This is a genomic window from Shewanella sp. ANA-3, assembly GCF_000203935.1.
Lineage (GTDB): Bacteria > Pseudomonadota > Gammaproteobacteria > Enterobacterales > Shewanellaceae > Shewanella.
In genome coordinates this window covers 1,381,737-1,398,680 of sequence record NC_008577.1, presented here as the reverse complement: position 1 = coordinate 1,398,680, position 16,944 = coordinate 1,381,737, and the positions used below count along the sequence as shown (strand labels likewise).

At 46.3% G+C, this 16,944-nt stretch carries 19 protein-coding genes and 4 tRNA genes; 10 read left to right on the top strand and 13 right to left on the bottom strand.

Going from position 1 to position 16,944, the window contains the following annotated elements; all coding sequences use genetic code 11:
* Positions 1-82 precede the first annotated feature (82 nt).
* The 3 genes from rdgB to SHEWANA3_RS06270 all read left to right on the top strand — a co-directional run bounded on the left by rdgB (position 83) and on the right by SHEWANA3_RS06270 (position 3,857).
* The gene (rdgB, locus tag SHEWANA3_RS06280; RefSeq protein WP_011625625.1) at positions 83-700 is read left to right on the top strand and encodes an RdgB/HAM1 family non-canonical purine NTP pyrophosphatase; all 618 of its coding nucleotides are present in this window, start codon (positions 83-85) and stop codon (positions 698-700) included.
* Positions 700-1,857, top strand: coding sequence for a radical SAM family heme chaperone HemW (gene hemW, locus SHEWANA3_RS06275; protein WP_011716276.1), 1,158 nt, complete (start codon positions 700-702; stop codon positions 1,855-1,857). The genes rdgB and hemW overlap by 1 nt, the downstream gene beginning before the upstream one ends.
* 152 nt (positions 1,858-2,009) lie before the next feature.
* On the top strand, positions 2,010-3,857 hold the full coding sequence (locus tag SHEWANA3_RS06270; RefSeq protein ID WP_011716275.1) for a DUF885 domain-containing protein: 1,848 nt from the start codon (positions 2,010-2,012) through the stop codon (positions 3,855-3,857).
* Positions 3,858-4,479: 622 nt separating this feature from the next.
* Here the strand turns inward: SHEWANA3_RS06270 and SHEWANA3_RS06265 are convergent.
* The 5 genes from SHEWANA3_RS06265 to trmB all read right to left on the bottom strand — a co-directional run bounded on the left by SHEWANA3_RS06265 (position 4,480) and on the right by trmB (position 8,842).
* Positions 4,480-5,421 carry a LysR family transcriptional regulator gene (locus SHEWANA3_RS06265; protein WP_011625622.1) on the bottom strand — a complete coding sequence of 314 codons (942 nt, stop codon included), beginning with the start codon at positions 5,419-5,421 and terminating at the stop codon, positions 4,480-4,482.
* Positions 5,422-5,839: 418 nt separating this feature from the next.
* Positions 5,840-6,661 (bottom strand): YggN family protein, encoded by an 822-nt coding sequence (locus SHEWANA3_RS06260; RefSeq protein ID WP_011716274.1) that lies wholly within the window; start codon positions 6,659-6,661, stop codon positions 5,840-5,842.
* A 178-nt stretch (positions 6,662-6,839) separates the two neighbouring features.
* A complete protein-coding gene (glsB, locus tag SHEWANA3_RS06255) occupies positions 6,840-7,754 on the bottom strand; it encodes a glutaminase B (protein ID WP_011621971.1) in 915 nt (304 codons plus the stop codon).
* Positions 7,754-8,080 (bottom strand): YggL family protein, encoded by a 327-nt coding sequence (locus SHEWANA3_RS06250; protein ID WP_011621970.1) that lies wholly within the window; start codon positions 8,078-8,080, stop codon positions 7,754-7,756. Before SHEWANA3_RS06250 ends, glsB begins: the two co-directional genes overlap by 1 nt.
* A 45-nt stretch (positions 8,081-8,125) precedes the next feature.
* Positions 8,126-8,842 (bottom strand): tRNA (guanosine(46)-N7)-methyltransferase TrmB, encoded by a 717-nt coding sequence (gene trmB, locus SHEWANA3_RS06245; RefSeq protein ID WP_011621969.1) that lies wholly within the window; start codon positions 8,840-8,842, stop codon positions 8,126-8,128.
* 179 nt (positions 8,843-9,021) lie between these two features.
* On the opposite strand from trmB, the gene mutY reads away from it, so the two are divergent.
* Both mutY and SHEWANA3_RS06235 read left to right on the top strand, forming a co-directional pair.
* Positions 9,022-10,140, top strand: coding sequence for an A/G-specific adenine glycosylase (gene mutY / locus SHEWANA3_RS06240; RefSeq protein ID WP_011716273.1), 1,119 nt, complete (start codon positions 9,022-9,024; stop codon positions 10,138-10,140).
* Positions 10,141-10,149: 9 nt separating this feature from the next.
* Positions 10,150-10,428 carry an oxidative damage protection protein gene (locus SHEWANA3_RS06235; protein ID WP_011621967.1) on the top strand — a complete coding sequence of 93 codons (279 nt, stop codon included), beginning with the start codon at positions 10,150-10,152 and terminating at the stop codon, positions 10,426-10,428.
* A gap of 84 nt (positions 10,429-10,512) precedes the next feature.
* Here the strand turns inward: SHEWANA3_RS06235 and SHEWANA3_RS06230 are convergent, their stop codons facing one another.
* Together SHEWANA3_RS06230 and SHEWANA3_RS06225 are read right to left on the bottom strand one after the other, a co-directional pair.
* Positions 10,513-11,088: a YceI family protein gene (locus SHEWANA3_RS06230; protein ID WP_011716272.1), complete on the bottom strand. Its 576-nt coding sequence runs from the start codon at positions 11,086-11,088 to the stop codon at positions 10,513-10,515.
* 4 nt (positions 11,089-11,092) lie between these two features.
* Positions 11,093-11,644, bottom strand: coding sequence for a cytochrome b (locus tag SHEWANA3_RS06225; protein ID WP_011716271.1), 552 nt, complete (start codon positions 11,642-11,644; stop codon positions 11,093-11,095).
* A gap of 388 nt (positions 11,645-12,032) precedes the next feature.
* Here SHEWANA3_RS06225 and SHEWANA3_RS06220 point away from each other — a divergent pair.
* The 4 genes from SHEWANA3_RS06220 to SHEWANA3_RS06205 all read left to right on the top strand — a co-directional run bounded on the left by SHEWANA3_RS06220 (position 12,033) and on the right by SHEWANA3_RS06205 (position 12,826).
* Positions 12,033-12,108 (top strand) — tRNA-Phe (locus SHEWANA3_RS06220).
* Between the two features lie 6 nt (positions 12,109-12,114).
* Positions 12,115-12,190: transfer RNA gene (locus SHEWANA3_RS06215), tRNA-Thr, on the top strand.
* Positions 12,191-12,668: 478 nt separating this feature from the next.
* Positions 12,669-12,744 (top strand) — tRNA-Phe (locus SHEWANA3_RS06210).
* 6 nt (positions 12,745-12,750) lie between these two features.
* A tRNA-Thr gene (locus SHEWANA3_RS06205) sits at positions 12,751-12,826 on the top strand.
* A gap of 57 nt (positions 12,827-12,883) precedes the next feature.
* Here SHEWANA3_RS06205 and SHEWANA3_RS06200 read toward each other — a convergent pair.
* Positions 12,884-13,069: a hypothetical protein gene (locus SHEWANA3_RS06200; RefSeq protein WP_011716270.1), complete on the bottom strand. Its 186-nt coding sequence runs from the start codon at positions 13,067-13,069 to the stop codon at positions 12,884-12,886.
* Positions 13,070-13,222: 153 nt separating this feature from the next.
* On the opposite strand from SHEWANA3_RS06200, the gene SHEWANA3_RS06195 reads away from it, so the two are divergent.
* Positions 13,223-13,567, top strand: coding sequence for a DUF3634 family protein (locus SHEWANA3_RS06195; RefSeq protein ID WP_011716269.1), 345 nt, complete (start codon positions 13,223-13,225; stop codon positions 13,565-13,567).
* 94 nt (positions 13,568-13,661) lie between these two features.
* On the opposite strand, the gene SHEWANA3_RS06190 is transcribed toward SHEWANA3_RS06195, so the two are convergent.
* The 5 genes from SHEWANA3_RS06190 to SHEWANA3_RS06170 form a co-directional block, all read right to left on the bottom strand.
* Positions 13,662-13,871, bottom strand: coding sequence for a hypothetical protein (locus tag SHEWANA3_RS06190; protein WP_086017243.1), 210 nt, complete (start codon positions 13,869-13,871; stop codon positions 13,662-13,664).
* Between the two features lie 96 nt (positions 13,872-13,967).
* Positions 13,968-14,516, bottom strand: a complete 549-nt coding sequence (locus SHEWANA3_RS06185) for a DUF3833 domain-containing protein (RefSeq protein ID WP_011716267.1) — start codon at positions 14,514-14,516, stop codon at positions 13,968-13,970.
* On the bottom strand, positions 14,504-15,076 hold the full coding sequence (locus SHEWANA3_RS06180; RefSeq protein WP_011716266.1) for a chalcone isomerase family protein: 573 nt from the start codon (positions 15,074-15,076) through the stop codon (positions 14,504-14,506). The genes SHEWANA3_RS06185 and SHEWANA3_RS06180 overlap by 13 nt, the downstream gene beginning before the upstream one ends.
* Before the next feature lie 53 nt (positions 15,077-15,129).
* The gene (locus SHEWANA3_RS06175) at positions 15,130-15,666 is read right to left on the bottom strand and encodes a DUF2878 domain-containing protein (protein ID WP_240520032.1); all 537 of its coding nucleotides are present in this window, start codon (positions 15,664-15,666) and stop codon (positions 15,130-15,132) included.
* Between the two features lie 21 nt (positions 15,667-15,687).
* Positions 15,688-16,944 (bottom strand): cyclopropane-fatty-acyl-phospholipid synthase family protein, encoded by a 1,257-nt coding sequence (locus SHEWANA3_RS06170; protein WP_011716264.1) that lies wholly within the window; start codon positions 16,942-16,944, stop codon positions 15,688-15,690.

Sequence of the window (16,944 nt, the reverse complement as noted above, 5' to 3'; positions counted from 1 at the left end):
TGCCGCATACAGTCCAATGACATCGCTCAATGTTCACACTCAGTGACATACAGCCAAGAGCGCCCAATCCAATAGGTATTCCATGCAACAAATCGTCCTCGCCAGTGGCAATAAAGGTAAACTTGCCGAATTCGATCAAATGCTCGCCGCCTATGGCGTAAAAGTGCTGCCACAAAGCCAATTTAACGTTAGCGAAGTGGCTGAAACGGGCACCACCTTTGTCGAAAACGCCATTATCAAAGCCAGACATGCGGCGCAAATTACCGGACTTGCCGCCATTGCCGATGACTCGGGATTAGAAGTCGATTTACTCCAAGGTGCACCGGGCATCTACTCTGCGCGCTATGCGGGGGAAAATGCCAAGGATCAAGACAATGTGTTAAAACTCTTAGACACATTAAAGGATAATCCTGCGCCGCGTACGGCCAGATTCCAATGCGTTTTAGTCTATATGCGCCATGCGAAGGACCCAACGCCCATCATTTGCCAAGCCTCTTGGGAAGGCCAGATCGATTTCGTGCAACGGGGTGACAACGGCCATGGTTACGATCCGATTTTTATTCCAGAGCACCACGATTGCAGCGCCGCGCAAATGAGCAGTGACGAAAAAAATGCCTTGAGTCACCGTGGTAAAGCTTTAGTGCAACTGATTGCTGCCATGCAGGAAAAAGGCGTATTTACCGACGGGAACGCCCAATAATGTCAGTGAATGTGTCACCTCAGTTAACCCTGCCGCCGTTGAGCCTGTACATCCATATCCCTTGGTGTGTACAAAAATGCCCTTACTGCGACTTTAACTCCCATGGGCAAAACGGTGAATTACCCCAAAAGGCCTATGTGGATACGCTGCTAGCGGACTTACGCCAAGACTTGCACTTAGTACAAGGCCGTAAGTTACACACCATTTTTATTGGTGGTGGAACGCCGTCTCTGTTTGATGCTAATCAAATCAAACGGATATTGGATGGCGCCAATGCGCTCATTCCCTTCAGTGACGATATTGAAATCACCATGGAGGCCAACCCTGGCACCCTAGAGCACGATGACTTTAGTGCCTACCGCGCCGCAGGGGTCACCCGATTATCCATTGGGGTGCAGAGTTTCTCTAAGGATAAGCTCAATCTGCTGGGGCGGATCCACGATCAAAACGAAGCCCAAACCGCCGCCCAAAAAGCCAGCCAAGCGGGTTATTTAAGTTTTAACTTGGATTTGATGCACGGACTTCCGAATCAAAGTTTTGCTGAGGCCATGGCGGATATAGATACCGCTGCGGCGCTCAATCCGCCGCATTTGTCTTGGTACCAACTGACGATTGAGCCCAATACCCTGTTCCACTCAAAACCGCCGCAGCTGCCCGACGATGAAGATCTCTGGCAGATCTACGAACAAGGGCAACAAAAGTTAGCGGCACTCGGTTATGAACAGTATGAAATCTCGGCCTATGCCAAACCCGGTTATCAATGCAGGCATAACCTTAACTATTGGCAGTTTGGTGATTACTTAGGCATTGGCTGTGGCGCCCATGGCAAAGTGACCTTGCCCGAAGAAAATCGCATTATTCGCACGGTAAAAATCAAACACCCTAAGGGGTATTTAGCTGCCGACAACTATCACTTCGAGCAGACTGAGGTCGCCGAAGAAGATCGCGCCCTCGAATACTTGATGAATCGTCTGCGCTTAATGACACCTATCCCTAAGCAAGAGTTTGAAGACAGAACCGGTTTACACCGAGATTCTTTGAAAGAGGGAATGGAAAAGGCCAAACAACGGGGTTTACTCACCGAATCTGCTGAACATTGGCAATTAACCAGTAAAGGTCACATGTTTGTGAACGATTTACTGACGCAATTTTGTTAATTCACCAATTAAATTTCCCATATAAATAATGTGTTAGCCTAGGTTTCTCGATGAGACATCTTTTATGGCTAACACATTTTCTAACATTTATATTCATACATTTTCCCCCTGCTTCTTTAGAATTACCTGAACATTGTTAAGGAAGCCTGATCATGCCAATAAAAACGAACATCAGCTTAGTCGCATTTACCCTCTCCGCCCTGCTAGCACTGCCTTCCTATGCGGTGCCGACCTTAAGTGACTCACATAATGTGGCCAGTGCAAGTGTTGCAGCCCAAAGCGAGTCAGAAAAAGCCAACGCCTTGTTTGAAGCCATCTTCATGGAAAACATCATGGCAAGCCCCATTGCGCAAACCTATATGGGCATTAAGCAGGACTATGATAAGTGGGACGACATTGGCGATGAAGCGGATGCCCGTGAGTTGGCGCGTACCAAGAAACAGCTAACCGAAGTGAATCAACTGGATGCGAGTAAGCTTGATCCACAAACTCGCCTAAGCCTGACGTTACTCACTCAAAACCTGAATAACGATATCAAAGACTATCAGTGGCGTTACCATAACTACCCAGTAAATCAGATGCATGGTGGCCACTCGATGATCGCCTCCTTCCTGATTAATCAGCACCAGATCACCGATGTCAGCGATGCTAAGGCCTATATCAGCCGCTTAAATGGCGTGCCCAAACGCCTAAGCCAACTGCAACAGGCGCTAGAAGTGCGCGCTGATAAAGGCATTATTGCCCCTAAATTTGTGTTTGGTTACGTGATATCTGACAGCCAAAACATCATTAAAGGCGCCCCCTTCGATAAAGGCGAAGACAGTGCCTTGTTAGCGGATTTTCGCAAAAAAGTGAGCGCACTCAGCATCACTGAAGCAGAAAAAGCCCAACTTATTGCCGATGCAGAAAAAGCACTGGTTTCGCAAGTTGAGCCTGCATACAAGACGCTTATCGCCTATATCAAAACCTTAGAAGCCAAGGCCGATACCCGCGATGGGGTTTGGAAACTCCCCGACGGCGAGGCGTTTTATAACAATGCCCTTGCGCGCACCACGACTACCCAAATGACGGCGGATGAAATCCATCAACTTGGTCTTGCCGAAGTGGAGCGCATCCATAATGAAATGCGCGCCATCATGAAAAAGGTGAATTTTAACGGCACCTTGCAAGAGTTCTTCGCCTTTATGCGCGATGATCCGCAGTTCTATTATCCAAATACCGCCGAAGGCAAAGCGGCATATTTAGCAGATGCAACCAAGCTTATCGATAATATGCGCTCACGCTTGGATGAAGTCTTTAAGGTCAAGCCTAAGGCGGCCATGATAGTCAAACAGGTTGAAGCCTTTAGGGAAAAATCCGCGGGTAAAGCCTTCTATGAGCAACCTGCGCCCGATGGATCTCGCCCTGGTAGCTACTATGCCAACCTCTACGATATGAAAGCCATGCCCAAATACCAGATGGAAGCACTGGCTTACCATGAGGGGATCCCAGGCCACCATATGCAAATCGCTATCTCGCAGGAGCTAAAGGATATTCCTAAGTTCCGTAAGTTTGGTGGCTATACCGCTTATATCGAAGGTTGGGGGCTCTACAGTGAGTCTTTCCCGAAGGAGATGGGCTTATATGCTGACCCTTACTCCGATTTTGGTCGACTGGCGATGGAGTTATGGCGAGCTTGTCGTTTAGTGGTCGATACAGGGATCCACGCCAAGAAATGGACCCGCGAACAAGGGATAGCTTATTACGTCGATAATACCCCTAACGCAAAATCCGATGCGAAGAAAATGGTCGAACGTCATATCGTTATGCCATCGCAAGCTACTGCCTATAAAGTTGGGATGATTAAGTTACTCGAACTGAGACACAAGGCGGAAAAACAACTGGGTGATAAGTTTGATATCCGGGATTTCCATACTTTAGTCTTGGCAAATGGCGCGCTGCCTTTAGATGTACTGGAAGAGCAAGTCGATCAATGGATTGCTAGTGTTAACAAAGCCTAAGCTTGAAACCGTGGGAGGCTAACGCTAGCCTCCCTTGAACGCCTTGCCAATAAAATCGTTAAATCGCAGCCAATAAAAAAGCCACTATTAAGTGGCTTTTTTATTGGATTTATCACCGGCTAGGTCATAAAACCCTATCTCACTGTGGGTCACTATATTTGATGTATTAAGCAAGTAGCTAACACTCGGTGTGACTTTAGGGTACAGAGAGACAAAACTCGTTTCCCGCACTCAACCATCAGAAAAAAATTACCTCAGCCTAATGAGCTGAGGTAAACCAAAAACTAGGATGATGGTTTAAAAGCCAACATTGTTTTAGTTCGCAAACTTCTGCTGGCTGTGATCCGAAACTGCATTGCTGCCAACCTGTACGCTAATACCAAAAGGGGTCATTTCCAGTAAAAGTGTAGGACTCAGGTCATTCCGAATCATCTGGCAACCATTGTATTCATTTAAGAACAGACTTCAATACGCCTACTAAAAAGCTGTTTTAGATAACCCTAAAAAACCAAACTAAAATACAAACTAATCTCGACGCAAATAATTGATTTTAAATGAATTTCAAAACCATCAAACTCTCTAGAAATGCATTAACCGCATTTTAAGAACAATGTTTCCAAAATTACTGACGTTCACTGAAGAGTTCCGCATAGGGAATGTCCCAATAAGGCGGATTACCAATGTGGTCTTTAATAAACTCAATGAAAGCACTCACCTTAGGCGCTAAGTGTTTACGGCGTGGGTAAACGGCCTGTAGCGGTAAATGATGAGTCAGTTGCCAATCCCTCAGCAGCGGCACTAAGGTGCCCTTAGCGATTTCATCTTCCATCAAGTAGCTGGCAAGATATACAACCCCTAAGCCACTGATTGCGGCTGATTTTAAAGCAGGAGCGTTATCCACTCTAAAGTTACCAGAGACACCTATCTCACAGTAATCATCGCCCTTTTTAAACTGCCACATGCTGTGCTCATGCCACTCGCCTTGATACACCAAGCAGTTATGGTCGACCAATTGTTCAGGGCGCGACGGTTCGCCATGTTTCGCAATGTAATCGGGGGAGGCAACGAGGAGGAACTGACACTTCATCAAAGGGCGCGCCACCATACCGAGAGGAAGCTGCTCAGACATAGTCAACAATAGGTCTAAACCTTCGCTGACCACATCCACCTTATGATCTAATAAGCTGACTTGCAGCTCTAGCTCAGGGTGTTTTGCCATAAATGATGGCAGTGCGGGAATGATATGCATAGCGCCAAAGGACTGGGAAATCCCCACCTTTAACACGCCGCGGGTGGCATCGTTTAAGTTATGCACGCTAGCAATGGCCTGTTCGGCATCGCGGAGCAACTCTTCACCTTGCAGATATAACAAATGTCCAGCTTCAGTCAGACTTAAGCTTCGGGTGGTACGCTGGATCAGTTGAACACCGAGTCTATGCTCGAGATCGGCGACCTGCGTACTGACCTTAGATTTAGAGATCCCAAGCCTTCTTGCGGCGGCACTAAAACTACCAGCTCTGGCCACATGAGTAAAAATCGCAATAGGTTCTAACAGTTCTAACATGGAAAGTCGCCTTAAGCAGTTTCGACAGTGATATTAACTTTCGGAATAGCATAGGAATGCAGCACAAATGCCTCAAAGCATCCCTCAATGCCTTAATATCTCACAGCAATTGGGTTAGTTGTAGAGATTTAGCCCGAAAAAGTCCGCTAAAGTAGAGTGTTCTATCTGACTGAATTGCCAGCTTTTCATTATATTTTAAGAGTATACCAAACATTAGTCTTTAGAATGTAATATTCCATAGTAAATAGCCGCAAGCAATCAGATTAATATCAATCCGTTTGGCTAAAATGAATCAAGAAAAAGCCCCAGACACTTAACGTACTGGGGCTTTTTCATTTATATCACGGCATTGATAGTGTCAGTTAGGTCGACTTTACCTGGTTCAAACCCGTTTAGGCCTTAACTACCCTTGCGAGCATTATTCACGTAATTCACGGTGCGTGTTTTGCGTCAACACATAGGGTGCTAACTCAGGCACTTCTTTACGCAGTTGATTTTCAAGCACGAGCAGGTTTTCAAAACGGTCACACAAACGGTCGGCTTTCGCTTCAATCCCCTTAGACTGGGACTCAATTTGCTGCTCAATATCGTCGCCTAATCTATCCATTTTTTGTGAGAATGCGTCCATCTTGGCTTCGAAGGATTCACCGTCGCCGGCAAGAATTTGGCCGCCGATATTCATCATCAGAGTGCCAATGGAGTTTTGCACGATTTGCTCCATTTCCCGTTCAAATTCATCGTTAAAGGTGTTTTGCATCGACTCTTCGGTCGCGCCAAGGTAAAAACTATCGCCTTGCTTGTAGGCTACGGTATCGACACGCTTCTGCACGCCCGCCATCATCTCATCAAACTTGGCGCCTGCGGCATCACCCATCAGTGGCGTTAATGCCATACTCACAGCTTGAGAGGCCAGTGCAACCGCTTCATTCACTAATTCAATGACTTCAGGAACCTGAGTCGATACCTCATCGGCATATTGGCTCACGAGCTTTTTCTGTTTGTCGGTTAAGGTGACCTGTTTGCCTTCAACATATAACTTGTCGACCTCGATGCGATACTTCTCGGCGCCCTTCTCGCTCATCACTAATTTTTTAGGCTCGACTCTCACATCATAATTAAGGGAAACCTCACAGCGCTCATCAATTTGCGGCTCGGTTTTCGCTTGTGCTGATTGCCAGCCTGAAGCGCCTAAAATAACGCCCGATAATGCCACTCCAGTTAATAGCGTATTTATCTTCATTGTTGTTCATCCTTTAATCTGAGGGATTCGACTAAGCTAACATGCTAAAAGACGAATAGCAGAAGACATGCCAACTTTGTAACAATATGATTAGTATGGAGTTATAAAAATTAGCACCGATAGCAGATTAGTGAATTTCACTAATAGTTAGCCTAACAGTGCTAATAGAAGAGTTAAATCAGAAGATTGAACGTCCGAGGCGCTGGCTAAGATGCTCAAGCATCGCCGTCCCCGCGAGGGAGTTACCTTGATTATCTAATTCGGGTGACCAAACGCAGACCGAGAGTTCCCCAGGGATCACCGCAATAATGCCGCCACCGACACCGCTTTTACCCGGCATACCAACACGATAGGCAAACTCACCGGCGCCGTCGTACAAGCCTGAGGTTGCTAACAGGGCATTTAACTGCCGAGTCTGCACCTGCGAAATAAGCTCAGTGCCATCTAAGGTTTTACCGCGATTGGCTAAATACAGCATCGCCCGCGATAGGTCGGCGCAATTCATTTTTAAGGCGCAATAATGAAAATAAGTGCGCAGCACTGTATCGACATCGCCTTGAAAATTGCCGAAGGATTTCATCAGATAAGCGATGGCCGCATTACGTGCACTGTGCTGATATTCAGAATCCGCGACTTGCTTATCGAAACAGACTTTATCGTTTTGGCTCAGCGCCCTGACCAATTCCAACATCCGATGCTTAGGTGCCCCTAAACGGCTCTGTAATAAGTCAGCGATGACTAATGCGCCAGCATTAATAAAGGGATTGCGAGGTTTACCCCGCTCGAGTTCAACTTGGACTAATGAATTGAAGGAGTGTCCCGAGGGTTCTTTGCCGACGCGGCTCCAAATTTCGGTTTCTTCATATAAAGTTAGCGCTAAGGTTAAGCTGAAAACTTTAGAAATACTTTGAATTGAAAATGGCTCAAGGTAATCGCCTGCGCCTATGGTTTCACCGTCGATTGTGGTCACGGCAATGCCCAATTTACCAGCATCAACATTGGCGAGCGCAGGGATGTAATTAGCAACCTTTCCTTGGCCGAGCAAGGGTCGAACTTTGTCGACCACTTCCTCTAATAACGCCTGTTCTGGCATTAACTCCACCAGATATCGTACAGATCGCTAACTTCGAGTTGAGTCACTTTTTGACCCGCCCAGAATGCCTTCACTGCAGCAACATCTTCCTCGGTGCACTTACCGATAGTTTGGGTAGCAATAATACCTTCCCACTCGATATGACCACCGCCGTGGAAACCTAACTTACGGGCTTCAATGACTTCATCGATAAACTTATCGACCGTTGCATCAATATCGGCTTCAGAGACAGATGCATCGAAGGTCCAAGTAATGTCAAAACCTAACTCTTGGAATTCATCAACGCGCATTTTCTTACGTAAACGACGGCTACGATTCTTTGCCATAGTGATTTTCCCCGTTGTGTTAAAAAATAAAATCAATAAAAGATGTTAAGCGATACGCTCAAACATCAGATCCCACACGCCATGGCCGAGGCGATGGCCGCGAGCTTCAAATTTAGTCAGTGGACGATGATCTGGACGCGGCACCACGGTACCATCGGCGGATTGGTTTTTGTAACCATTGGCCGCATTCATCACTTCCAGCATATGTTCGCTGTAGTTTTCCCAGTCGGTCGCCATATGGAACACGCCGCCAATCTTCAGTTTACGGCGAATAAGCTCAGCAAACTCCGCCTGCACGATACGGCGCTTGTGGTGGCGCTTTTTATGCCACGGATCAGGGAAGAACAATTGCACGCGCGCAAGGCTGCCATCGGCGATAGCATGTTCTAACACTTCCATTGCATCATGGTGATACACGCGAAGATTAGTCACCCCAGCAGCGGCAGCGTCACTTAAGCATGAACCCACGCCAGGCTTATGGACTTCAATACCGATAAAGTTCTGTTCTGGAGCTTCTTGTGCCATTTGTACTAAAGAGGCGCCCATGCCGAAACCGATTTCCAGTACGGTATCGGCTTCGCGACCAAATACTTCGGTCAGGTTTAATGGTGTTGGGCTGTAATCTAAGCCCATTGTTGGCCACTGAGTCTCAATGGCTTGCGCTTGACCTTTAGTCAAACGACCTTCTCTTAGGACAAAGCTTCTGATCTTACGCAGATACTTGCCTTCTTCATTAAATTCAGCGGTAGTGACTTCGCTCATTTTTGCCTCGTCTCGTGGACAACACCATCTAAAAAGAAGGGCATTATCCAAAGTTCAACTTACAGTGCAAGCACTAATGGAGGCGAAGTATAACAAGATTATCCTAGAGAGCGAATCTAGGCCGATTTTTCGATGGGGTGTTACTTGTTTGCCAACCAATCTCCCGCTACACTGCGCCGATGAAATCTACAGCCTCCTTTGCTACACGTATCGTTAATTGGTACGACACCCACGGTCGTAAAACCCTCCCTTGGCAGCAAGATAAAACCCCATATCGAGTATGGGTTTCTGAGATTATGTTGCAACAAACTCAGGTAGCGACTGTAATCCCCTATTACCAGCGTTTTATGGCACGTTTCCCCGATGTGTTAGCCCTCGCTAACGCGCCGGATGATGAAGTACTGCATCATTGGACTGGGCTTGGTTATTACGCCAGAGCTCGCAATCTACATAAAGCCGCTAAGATGGTTCGCGATCTGTATCAGGGGCAATTTCCAACAGACTTTGAGCAAGTGTTAGCGCTGCCAGGTATTGGCCGCTCGACAGCAGGTGCAGTGTTATCCCTATCACTTGGGCAACATCATCCGATCCTTGATGGCAATGTTAAGCGCGTATTAGCAAGACATGGCGCGATTGCGGGCTGGCCCGGTCAAAAACCTGTGGAAGAACAACTCTGGCAATTAACCGAGCAGTTAACGCCAGAGCAGGATATTCAAAAATATAACCAAGCCATGATGGATATTGGTGCCAGTATTTGTACTCGCAGCAAACCCAATTGTGCCGCTTGCCCAGTGGCTATTGATTGCAAAGCTCAATTAATGGGAAGACAAACTGAGTTCCCCGGTAAAAAGCCTAAGAAAACTATCCCAGAGAAAGCCGCTTGGATGTTGGTTTTACTCAAAGATAACCAAGTCTTCTTGGCTAAGCGCCCTCCTGCCGGCATTTGGGGCGGACTCTGGTGCTTCCCCGAATTTAGTACTCAAGCCGCACTCAATGCAGAGCTTGAGGCCCAGGGTTATCACGCCGCACAACTCGAACCATTAATCGGTTTTAGGCATACCTTTAGCCATTTCCATTTAGATATTCAGCCCATGCTACTGAATTTAGATAGCCAAGCAAATGGCTACGACAAGCAAACCTTGGGTATGCAGAGCGTGGGCGCAGTCATGGAACAAAACCAGTCTCTCTGGTATAACATCAATCAACCTTCCAAAGTGGGACTCGCCTCCGCAACCGAGCGCGTGTTGGCCAACTTGGGATCACTCGTAGCTATTGCTAGCAACCTCGACAGTCAGTAAGGAATAATCATGGCGCGTACAGTCAATTGCGTATATTTAAACAAAGAAGCCGACGGCCTAGACTTTCAACTGTATCCAGGTGATTTAGGTAAACGTATTTTCGATAACGTCAGTAAAGAAGCTTGGGGCCTATGGCAGAAAAAGCAGACCATGCTGATCAACGAAAAGAAGCTCAACATGATGAATGTTGATGATCGTAAATTTTTGGAAGAACAAATGACCTCTTTCCTCTTCGAAGGTAAAGACGTGGAAATTGAAGGTTTTGTGCCTGAAAAGGGTCAGGAATAAGCCTAAGCGCCTATCCATAAAAGCAAAAAAGCGCCCAAAGGCGCTTTTTTATTCGCTGATAAATGCAGCTCAGTAGCGTTAAGCTTACTTACGCACGCCTTCTACCACTAAATCTAACTCAACATTGGCAGACGCTGGGCCTAAATCCATCTTGATACCGTAATCTTTCATCGCAAACGTGGTAGTACCGGTAAAACCTGCACGGTATCCGCCCCAAGGATCTTGACCTTCGCCCACAGCATGCGCTTGGATTGCCAACGGTTTAGTCACACCGTTTAGCGTGAAGTTACCTGTGATAACCATATCGCCATTGCCTTTGTCTTCAACCGAGGTCGAAACGAAAGTCGCTTCTGCAAATTTAGCAGTATTCAAAAAATCGCCACTACGGATGTGCTTATCACGCTCGGCATGGTTAGAGTCAACGCTTAAGGTGTTCACTTTAACATTCACTTTAGCTGCCGTTGGATTTTTAGCGTCGTAGCTGAAATCACCGCTGAAATCGTTAAAACGACCGACGACATAGCTATAACCTAAGTGACTTACTTTAAAGGTAATAGATGCATGAGCACCTTCGCGGTCAATTACATAATCGGCGGCAGATGCAGCCATTGGAGCCAGTAAAGACCCACCAATCAAAGCAGCTAATAGTTGTTTTTTCATTATATTATCCTCGGTTAAATTTAATCATCTTGAGTAGTGTTGAATCTTTATCGATAAAATGGTGCTTTAACGCGCCTAACGCATGCAGTAAAACCAGAGCAATCAAGCTGTAGGCGGCATATTGATGAATATCCCCCGCGATATCAGCCTGATTTTCAATCAGTGGCGTTAGGCCGGGTAACTCAAACCAGTCAAACACCATAATTCCACGGCCCTCTGCCGTCGAAATCAAAATACCTGCGGCCATAATCACTAGTAATAAGAGGTAAATCGCGCCATGGGCAATGTGGGCGCTAACCTTTTCCCATGTCTGGTGATTTTGCTCAGGAGCGGGCTTTGGATTAACCAAACGCCAAACTAAACGAAACAGGGTTACCGCCAGCAGCAAAACTCCAATGCTTTTATGCCAATGTGGCGCCGTTTTGTACCATGCACTGTAGTAGGTCAATTCCACCATCCACACACCGACGGCAAAGAGTCCAATCACCACAACCGCACTTAGCCAATGGCTGGCAATAGCAATAAGTCCATAATTCAACTTAGTATTTCTAAACATATAGCTACCCCACACCTCTGCACTTAAGTCGCACAATCAAATAATAGTCATTATCATAAAACGAAAATTAAAAACTAAAATCAGTAAAAATCGCTCATATCTTTCTAAAATTCAGAAAGATTAACGCTATTATGGTATTAACGCTGATTGTGGGGCTTAAACGGGTCACTCACGCGGCTGGAAATACAACTTTGAGGCATCAAAAAGGCTCATTCCCAACTGGTTTATAGATAAAAAACAGCCAAAGTGCACATTAAACAGTCGAACACATCATTTATCAGGAAAAAGCACTTGCAGAGGATAAACACCCTCGTTAATATAGCCGCACTTCGAACGAGGCAGCATTAAGTTGTCGGTTTAAAGTAGTCAACTAACGCTTAGTTTAGTTGCCCGAATAGCTCAGTCGGTAGAGCAGAGGATTGAAAATCCTCGTGTCCCTGGTTCGATTCCGGGTTCGGGCACCACCATTCGCCGGCATAGCTCAGTTGGTAGAGCAACTGACTTGTAATCAGTAGGTCCCGAGTTCGACTCTTGGTGCCGGCACCATAAAAAACAAAAAAGCCACTCACTGAGTGGCTTTTTTGTTTCTGGGATTTGGATGAGTTCAAACTCCTTCAATGTTCGATGTTCAATGCAACTACGTTACGACTAACCAGCTATCAATCATTTAAACAGTGCTTAAGTTCGGTTCTTGGGCATGACGTCATATAAACAAAATACTGATTAACAGCTTAGTACTTAGCACTGCGAATATTTAAAATTCCCAGTCATCCACAGCCGTTTTACTCATTTATCCCACGACTAAATCGAATTAACCCATTGGAATTAACCCATTGATAGTTCGGCCAAGTAAACCATTCGCATCTCTATAAAGCCTTAAATAAGGCGCTTTTTGTTTAATACTTGGTCAGTCGAATTAAAAGGACTTGCACAGTGAAAGCGAGCACTATATGATACGCGCACTTCGAACGAATGGGGTGTTAAACACTCGGTTTGAAGTAGTTAACTAACGCTTAGTTTAGTTGCCCGAATAGCTCAGTCGGTAGAGCAGAGGATTGAAAATCCTCGTGTCCCTGGTTCGATTCCGGGTTCGGGCACCACCATTCGCCGGCATAGCTCAGTTGGTAGAGCAACTGACTTGTAATCAGTAGGTCCCGAGTTCGACTCTTGGTGCCGGCACCATAAAAAACAAACAAGCCACTCAATGAGTGGCTTTTTTGTATCTGTGATTTTAGTAATTTACTTAGTCAGCTCATGCACTATCGGCCTATCCCCTGCCTGCACTTGATGTTGCAAATGCCGCCAACCATGGGTCAACTCATTAAGCGGTTCTTTTCGTTCTGGAAACTGTGCAGATAATTTATCAATAATATCAATTTGTTTTTTGCACAATAACGACCAACGGTCTGCATTCGATAGGTACATGGCGTTTTCCTTAACTGAGGGAGTACATTTCCTGAGCAGTTTAAGACTAGGCCAAATTCATTCCATTGCCAAATAAAAATTGCGTGTTAGCGCACTGTTAAAAGCCATAACTCCAGAGTATCTTTGTCCTATAAACATAAGAGAGGAGGCATTATGACAGCCACGATTTTAAAGCTCGTTTTTATCGCTATTGGTTTGTTTCTGGTTTATAAGCTGATTTTTGCAGGTAAGAAAGGACTGACAATTTTTGAAATGCATTTTAAAGATGGCCGCATGACTCAGCATAAAGGCAAAATCCCAGAACGCTTCGAGCGCGAATGCCGCCAACTGGCCAAAGCGGAAAAGTTGACTTGCACTATTCGAGCCGAAAAAAGCTCCGGCGTGCGTCTACATATTTCTGCCAATGTGAATGACAACTTACAACAGCGGATCCGTAACCAATTTCCCTTTGAGTATTACGATAAAAAGGCGGTCGACAATAGTCGTCAAGCGGGTTAATTTTCAGAATCATCAGCCCTTATGTCAAAGTAAGGGCTGCACAATTCACTTAAACTCTTTTGAGTCACTCAAACTCTGTTCAGATTTATCAACCTTAGAATTTAATCGGATCCTTTGGCTCTAGCTTTCCATCTTCGCGCGCATCACGAACACGGCGCTCATTATCCTGCACCATAGGATCGCTAATGGGTTGATTGGGATCAGCTTGCTTTTCTGAAATATCTTCAAAGCGAAAATCAATATTTGAGCAAGCAGTTAAAGAAAGGTTTGCGAGTACCGCCAATAAAATCCAATGCTTTTTCATCGTAAAACTCATTTAAGATTGATTTATTTCACCCAGTCTAAAGCATGAAACGCTGGATTATTAGCCAAGCTATACCGTTAACTCGACAGCAAAATACTAGCGCTTTTGGATCACTAAGGTCACTTTGGCGACAGTGACGCCCCATTTAATAATATCGCTTTGGTTAATAATGGTATTGTCGTTCACTAAGTACATCCAATCATCAAAGTGTACTTGGTATTCATCACCATCGACGGGTAGTAGCATATCGTAGCGCCAACGCAGCGCACTCCCGCTCGCCTCCCCTTGCGCAGTACCGATAATATCGTCAGCCCTGCCAGTGTATTGCCCTTCCCCTTGGGATTGAATGCGCCAAATGCGAGTTTGGGTTTCGCCATCATCATAGATAAACCACTCTTTGATAATGCCTTCCGTCCCCAGCCAACTCGCCTCCATGGTGACATTAAACCGACGTATCACTTTGCCACTGAAGTTCTCAACAATGCCCGATGCCTTAAGCGGGCCATTAAAGAAGCTTTCTAACACTAAGGGGGGATTAGTGCCTCGATAGTCACTCACATCGACGCTGGAGCAGCTAGTCAAAAGACTGGCCATCAACAAGCCTAAGACAATAGGCTTACCCCAGTTAAGCTTTAGCAATCGCATGATTTTTCTCCCAATAATTGCGCCCTTAAGGTTGGCTGGCTGGTATTGGTCGATAACCAAATCGCCAGAAAAGCTTCGGCTAATTTGGGCTCTTCGATAATCCCAAGCGGCTGTCCATTGAAAAAGAACTGACTGCGCTGCGCATCGATGAGTTTGAAACTTAAATGATCGCCAGGCACAACATTAGGCCAAATTCCCTTGAGTAATTGCAGCCAATTGGCAATTTCATCCTTGGTGTAGCCTAAGTGTCGCCACTGATCCGCAGTCGCCTCTAACAGGTCATTCGCCTCAATATCACGATAATATTCAATGTCTAATAACTGCGGATAAATCCCGCTCTGGTATTTACCCGTAGTAGTCATCAGTGTGGCTTTATAGACATTAAACCAGAGCCAATCCATCTCACCTCGGCCAACCTCAACCAGCCCTGAGGTCATAGTCTTTTCGATGGCCGCTGGCGTGGCGCTATATCCTGCGACTGGCAGCATTAATCCAAACAGGGCGCCGAGATATCGCTTTTTTAACAACATCACTGACAATATGGATGAAGGATGAGACATCAGATTTCTCCAGCAAGACAAGGATTAACGACGATATAACGCGCCTAGATAGTTCATCCCATAGACCTATGGCTGCGCGAGAGTTTGATAAAAAGAGGCAATAACACAGCCCAAATAATCGCGAGAAACACCGCAGACACGCCCTCACCATAGGGAAGGCTCACGGCATGAAATGCGGCCCCAGCCAAGTAACTCAGGCTGCCGAAGATTGCCCCTAGAATGGCTTGCAATAGAATCGCAAAGGCGCGGATAAGCTTAAGGCTATGGTGCAAACTCAACGCAAAATGCAACCAGAGACACGCCAACCAAGCGGGAAAAGCGGAAAATTCAAATACACTAGCCAACGTTAGCAGGCTATCAACCGCCATACCGAGTAACCCAATCTTAAGCATTGCGCTTAAGTCCCGCGGGATAGCGACGGCAGTTTCCACTCGCGGCAGTAATATAAAATGCAGCACTAACAGAGGGATACTCAGTAACAGCGCGCGATTGCCGAACAACACGCCAGTCCACCACACACACTGAAAACTTAAGGCGTTATAGAGTATAAAACCCTGATGCTTTGAGATATTGAGTATATTTCCCGCCATCGAGGACATCTCATCACCACCTTAGTTACCGCTCACCGCATTCGGCAAACGGTAGTCTGGGCGCACCGCAACCAAATGCACAGTGCTCGTGGTGCGCTCTAAAAAGCCTCCTTCGCAATAACTTAAGTAAAACTTCCACATGCGGATAAAATCGTCACCATAGCCAAGGGCTTGCACTTGCTCAATGGCGCGGTCGAAATTGTTATGCCAGTCCCTCAGTGTCTTGGCATAATCGAGGCCCATATCATCAATCGACCACACCTGCATATCGGTGCGCTTGGCCAAGTGTCCAACCATTTGGTGCACAGAAGGTAAGCAACCGCCAGGGAAAATATATCGCTGAATAAAATCAACACCCTTGCGATAACTGTCGTAACGTTGGTCGGCGATGGTGATAGCCTGCAATAACATGCGGCCATGGGGTTTGAGTAAGGATTCGAGCTTTTTAAAGAACCCCGGCAGGTACTCATGGCCAACGGCTTCAATCATCTCGATAGACACTAGTCTGTCGTAGGTGCCACCGAGATTACGGTAATCCTCAGTCAATAAGGTGATGCTATCGCTTAAGCCTTCCCGTTCGACTCGCGCTTTCGCGTAAGCATATTGCGCATCCGAAATCGTTGTGGTCGTCACGTGCACGCCATAATGTTTAGCTGCGTAAATGGCTAAGGCGCCCCACCCCGTACCGATTTCGAGTAAGGTCTGCCCAGGTTGTAGGTCGAGCCGCTCACAAATGGTTTTTAATTTATGTAGCTGCGCCTGTTCCAGACTCGCTTCGCTATCGGGATAAAGAGCGCTGGAGTACAACATTTCGCGATCTAAAAACTGCTCATACAAGGCATTACCTAAGTCGTAATGGGCCAAGATATTACGTTTAGAACCCTGCTGTGAGTTGCGATTCAGCAAATGTTTCATACGGTTAACCGATCCAGTCAGCCAACCGAATTTCGCTTCAATCTTATCGAGCAAGGGGAGATTGCGGGCAAACAGCTGCACCACCTTAGTGAGATCCGGGCTAGTCCAGTGACCTTGGATATAGCTTTCACCGGCGCCAATGGAGCCCGAAAACATCGCTTGGCGATAGAAGCTCGGATGCTTCACCACCAGGGTGGCATGCAAATCACTGTGATGCTCACCAAAGCGATAGCTCTTGTCGCCCTCCACTAAGGTTAAACAGCCGTGGGGGAGATTTTCTAATGCTTTAAGCAGTAGCTTACGGGCCAGACTGTCAGGCAATTTTGCCGTAATAACAGAAGATTGCGATGCAGTGTTTTCCAT